The 4,462-nt window shown below is 66.3% G+C and carries 5 protein-coding genes; all 5 read left to right on the top strand.

From position 1 onward, the window contains the following. Window positions 1-228: hypothetical protein (locus A39O_RS32290; protein WP_211211547.1), on the top strand; the 228-nt coding region annotated here is incomplete at its 5' end. Window positions 229-1,096: 868 nt separating this feature from the next. Beyond that, window positions 1,097-1,345 (top strand): hypothetical protein, encoded by a 249-nt coding sequence (locus A39O_RS0106495; RefSeq protein ID WP_020503883.1) that lies wholly within the window; start codon window positions 1,097-1,099, stop codon window positions 1,343-1,345. A 2,189-nt stretch (window positions 1,346-3,534) separates the two neighbouring features. Then, entirely contained in the window at window positions 3,535-3,861 is a 327-nt protein-coding gene (locus tag A39O_RS0106480) for a hypothetical protein (protein WP_020503880.1), read from the top strand. 79 nt (window positions 3,862-3,940) lie between these two features. Continuing rightward, window positions 3,941-4,084: a hypothetical protein gene (locus A39O_RS40470; protein WP_020503879.1), complete on the top strand. Its 144-nt coding sequence runs from the start codon at window positions 3,941-3,943 to the stop codon at window positions 4,082-4,084. Then, a partial coding sequence (locus tag A39O_RS32285; RefSeq protein WP_040527303.1) for a hypothetical protein occupies window positions 4,071-4,462 on the top strand: 392 nt, incomplete at its 3' end. The genes A39O_RS40470 and A39O_RS32285, both read left to right, overlap by 14 nt.

Here is a 4,462-nt window from a genome sequence, read left to right as displayed (position 1 = left end):
CGCATGAACAACATGGTGAAGTTCCAAAGCGACCGCGGCGGCAACCGCGACACCCAGTATCTGACGTTCCGTGTCATGGGCGAGTGGTCGCCCGGCTGGCTGCGCCCCGCGCAACCCGGCAAATTCCCGGCCAAGACGGCGCTGGAAGACTTCAAGGACGTGGCGCAGACCGCCTTTGCGGCGGCCTTGCAGCGCGATATCGCCGCCATGGTCGGCGGCGGCGCATGATCATCTACGCGCAAGACCTGCACCGGGCCGGGGCGGCGGTCTATCTGGCCCTGTCGCCACCGGCCGGGGTGTCGCACATCCGCATCGAGCGGCGCTACGATGATCAGTTTGCCGAGCTGCCGGGCGGCCCGGATACAGTCCCGATTTATGCCGGGGAGCCGGCCGTTGGCGCGCTGGACTGGCATGATGTGCTTGTCGGCGTCCCGCACTGGTACGCCGCCTACGGGCTGACCAATGGCGCGTGGGCGCGCCTTGGCTCGGCGGTCAGTGTCACCCCGACGGCCCAGCCCCANGCGCCCCGGTTGGATGCGCTCGACGTGCTGCGCGAGCGCCTGGAGGTGGGGTTCAACGCCTTGCTGGCGGCNGGGGTNCTGACCCATCCGCGGGGCCGGTTCCAGGTGTTGCTGGCGCCCCCGGCGCTGGATGATGTGGCGTTTCCCGCGGTGTCGATCAAACTGGAGCAGGCGGCCCCCGATCAGCAATACATCGGCGGCTGTTTGGCCGAACAGGTCACCGAGTCCGGGGACTGGGAGGATCAGGCCGGCTGGTATGCGCGCTATCACGTGCAGGTGGGCTTGGCGTCATTCAGCCCCGACGAGCGGCGGCTGTTGCGGGCCGCGTTGCGCGACATCCTGATCAGCAACCGCGAGTTGCTGGAGTGGCTGGCGATCCAAGAGATGGAAGTGTCACTTGCTGATCATGAGGATTTCAGCACCTACGCGGCCACGCTGTACTGCGCCACGGCGCGCCTGATCTTCCTGGCGCCGTGCACGATCGCCGTGGACGTGGCGGCGCTGGCTGCGGTGACGGTCGCGGTCACCGTGTCGTGACGCCATGATGGGGCCACCATCCCGGAGTGAGTCTCGCCATGTCCGCACCGCCCGAATCCCTGCCCGCCGCGTCGCCCGCGCGCACTGCCGTGGTCACCTTGGCGCCGGCTGAGCCGCCGGCGCCCCGCCTGTCGCTCGCCGACTTCCTGAGTCGTGAACCGCGCCTGCGCCAGCGCCCGACGCTGGCCGGTGGGTTCGCGCGGCAGTGCGCCCGGCAGCGCTTGAAACACGCCACCGCGGCCGCCTTTACCGCTGCGCTCGACGCTTTCGAGCACGGAGCAACCTGATATGCCAGTCATGTTCAACGGCGCCTATCTGGTGACGCCGACCGTCGTCTCGGCGATCGACGACAGCCAGATGTATCCCGAGATCAACCCCAGCGGTAACGTGCTGGCGTTGATCGGCGAGTCCGCGGGCGGCATCCCGAAAACGCCGACGCGGATTCGCAGCCCCTACCATGCGCGCCAGGTGCTCGGCTCCGGCCCGCTGTACGATGCCTGTCTGCGCGCCTTCGCCCCGGCTGCCGAGGTCGGCTCGCCGGCCATCGTGCTGGCGGTGCGCGTCAACCCGGCGACGCAATCCACCGCGGTGCTGAAAAACGCCGCGGCGGTCGCGATCATTGACCTGAAGTCGACCGACTACGGGGCGCTGACCACCACGCTGGCGGTGCGCCTGGAATTGGCCGTCGACAACGCCTCGTACATCGTGTCGGTGCGCCAGGGTGAACAGGTGTATCGACGCGAGGGGATCGGCGCGCAAGTCTTCAGCATCGACTACATCGGCACCAGCCCGGCGACGGCGAACTGGAAGGTGGCGGCCGGCAAGCTGACGATCGAAGCGCCCGACTTGACGCTGCTCAAGGAATACACCCTGGCCAACTACACCAACGCCGCGGCGCTGGTCGAGGCCATGGCGGCTGACCTGGGAGCGGACTGGTCGGTGGTGTTGACGCGCGGGCAGGAACACTTCCTGCCGGCCAATCTGGACGCCCTGGTGGTGGCGGATGCCAAGGTTCTGACCATGGCCACCGGCCACGCCTGGGCGGTGCTCAATCACATCAATTCCAGCGCCGAAATCTTCCTGGATGCCACCTTTGCCGCGGCGCAACCGGTGGCCGCCCCCGCGGCCTGCGCCTGGACCTCGCTGACCGGCGGCACGGACTACGGCGGCGGGGTCGGGGTGATTACCACGGACTGGGAAGATTGCTTTGAGTCGCTGTCGGAGATCGACGCCAATTGGATCGTGCCGCTGACCGCCACCGAAGCGGTGTGGGACTTGGCCGCCGCGCATTGTGACTACATGAGCGCCAACAAGCACGAGCGCCGTGCCTTCGTCGGCGGCGGCACCGGGGTCACTGATGCGCAAGCGCGGATGCACGCCATCACGCTCAACGCCGATCGGGTCGGCTATGTGTGGCCGGGGATCTATGACTACCATCCGGTCACGCTGGTCTTGTCCCTGAACCCNGCCTATATGGCGGCGGTCCACCTGGCGGCGGGCTTCGCCTCGCTGAGCCCCGGTGTGACCATGAGCCGCAAGGCGATCTCGGTGGCCGGCGCCGAAGTGCTGCTGCACGAGCCGACCGACACCGACGCGCTGATTGAGTCGGGCGTGATCCCCTTGGTGCAGAGCAACAAGGGCGTGGTGGTGTCGCAGGCGGTGTCGACCTGGCAGACCGACGCGCGCTACAACCGGCGCGAAATCTCGGTGGGCGCGGCGGTGGATTATGTCGCCAACACGGTGCGCGCCAACCTGGAAATGNTGCTCGGGGAGCGCGCCAGCTTCGAGGTGATGGGGCGCGCCAAGAGCCGGCTGGAGTCGATCTTGAGCGATTTGGCGGTGGCGCCGCCGATCGGCCCCGGCATCCTGGTCGGCGATCCGGCCAACCCGCCGTATCGCAACATCGTCATCAGCCTGGAAGGCGACGTGCTGAATTGCTCGTTTGAGTGTTCGCCGGTGATCCCGATCAATTACATCCTGATCCCGATCAGCATCAGTCCCTACCGCAACACGCTGACCAGCACCTAAGGAGCGACCATGGCTATTCAAAACATNGTCGCCCATAGCGGCAATCTGATCACGCTGGAACTCGATGGGCAGCGTTTCGGCACCATCCAGCGCATGAGTTGTTCCGATGCCTATAACCCCGAGTCGGTCTCGGGGGTCGGCGACATTCACTCGCTGGAGTTCGTGCCCAGCCTGGCGCAGCACACCATCACCGTGGAACACGCGGTGCTCAAGGTGGGGGCGATGCGCAGCCTGGGGGTGATCGGGGAGAACGGCACCGAACGGCTCAAGGGCATGGAGTTCGATATCGTGATCTACGAGAAGAATCCGCAATCCAGCGCCATCAAGGAACTGCGCAAGTACCGNTACTGTTCGTANGCTTCAGGCACCATCAACATCAGTGCGCACCGCGTGGTGATGTCGGATGCCACCTTCAATTCGCGCGATGTGACCGGTACGGGGATCTAGGATGCCACAACCCTTGACGTTCGCGGTGTCCGGCCTGGGGGCCTTTGAGGCCCAACACCGCACCATCGGCGTGCAGTTGCAGATCGAGCGGGCCTATCAGGCGTGTTTGGGCGGCCCCGAGGCGCAGGCCAGCGAGAGCCTGCGCACGGTCGCGGCGGTGAGTTCGCAACTCCAGACCCTGCTGACGCGGATGCCGGACGGGTGGTCGCTGGAGACCGCCGATCTGAATGACTGCTACGCCGTGTTCGCCGCGCTGAGGTCGGCCGAGGACGCCTTTCGCGACGCGATGGACCGCCAACGTCAAGGCGGAGGCGCGCCGGCTCAGTAAATCCCTGGGGTGGTGGTATCGGCGCACCTTCAACCTCACGGCCACCGATCCGCGCTATCTGGAGGCGACGCCGGAGGCGATGGCGCTGGACTTCTGGACCGACTACTACGCGCGCCATCCGCAGTTGGGCGTCACCGAGTTCGAGAACGATGACTTCGAGGCCGATGTGGAGCGCATGTTAGCCGAGGACGACGACTGGGAGACCATCCATGCCGAGCGTTAGCGCGGACGTTGGTGTCAACATCGGCCATGCCGAATCGAGCATTGCCAAGGTCCTCAATGGTCTGAAGCAACTGCGCGATGCGCAGGCCAAGCTGGGCGGGGGCGTGCATCTGTTCGCCCCCGACGAACTGAAGAACGTGCAGCGGGCGCTGGCCGAGGCGACCGCGGCGGCGACCAATTTTCATCGGGTGAATGCGCAGGGGCTGACGGGGCTGACCACGTCCTCGCAGCAGTTTGTGCGCACGCTGCAACAGAACCTGACGCAGTATCAGCGCAATCTGGGATCGATGGGCGCCACGCAGACCCAGGCGCGCGTCAACCAGTGGGCACAGCAGGGCGGCAACCCGCTGGCGCCGAATTTTGGGCAACTGTTCCCGAA

Source organism: Lamprocystis purpurea DSM 4197, from assembly GCF_000379525.1.
Classification (GTDB): Bacteria; Pseudomonadota; Gammaproteobacteria; order Chromatiales; family Chromatiaceae; genus Thiodictyon; species Thiodictyon purpureum.
The sequence above is the reverse complement of the archived record's forward strand: the minus strand, read 5'-3'. Positions and strand labels throughout refer to the sequence as shown.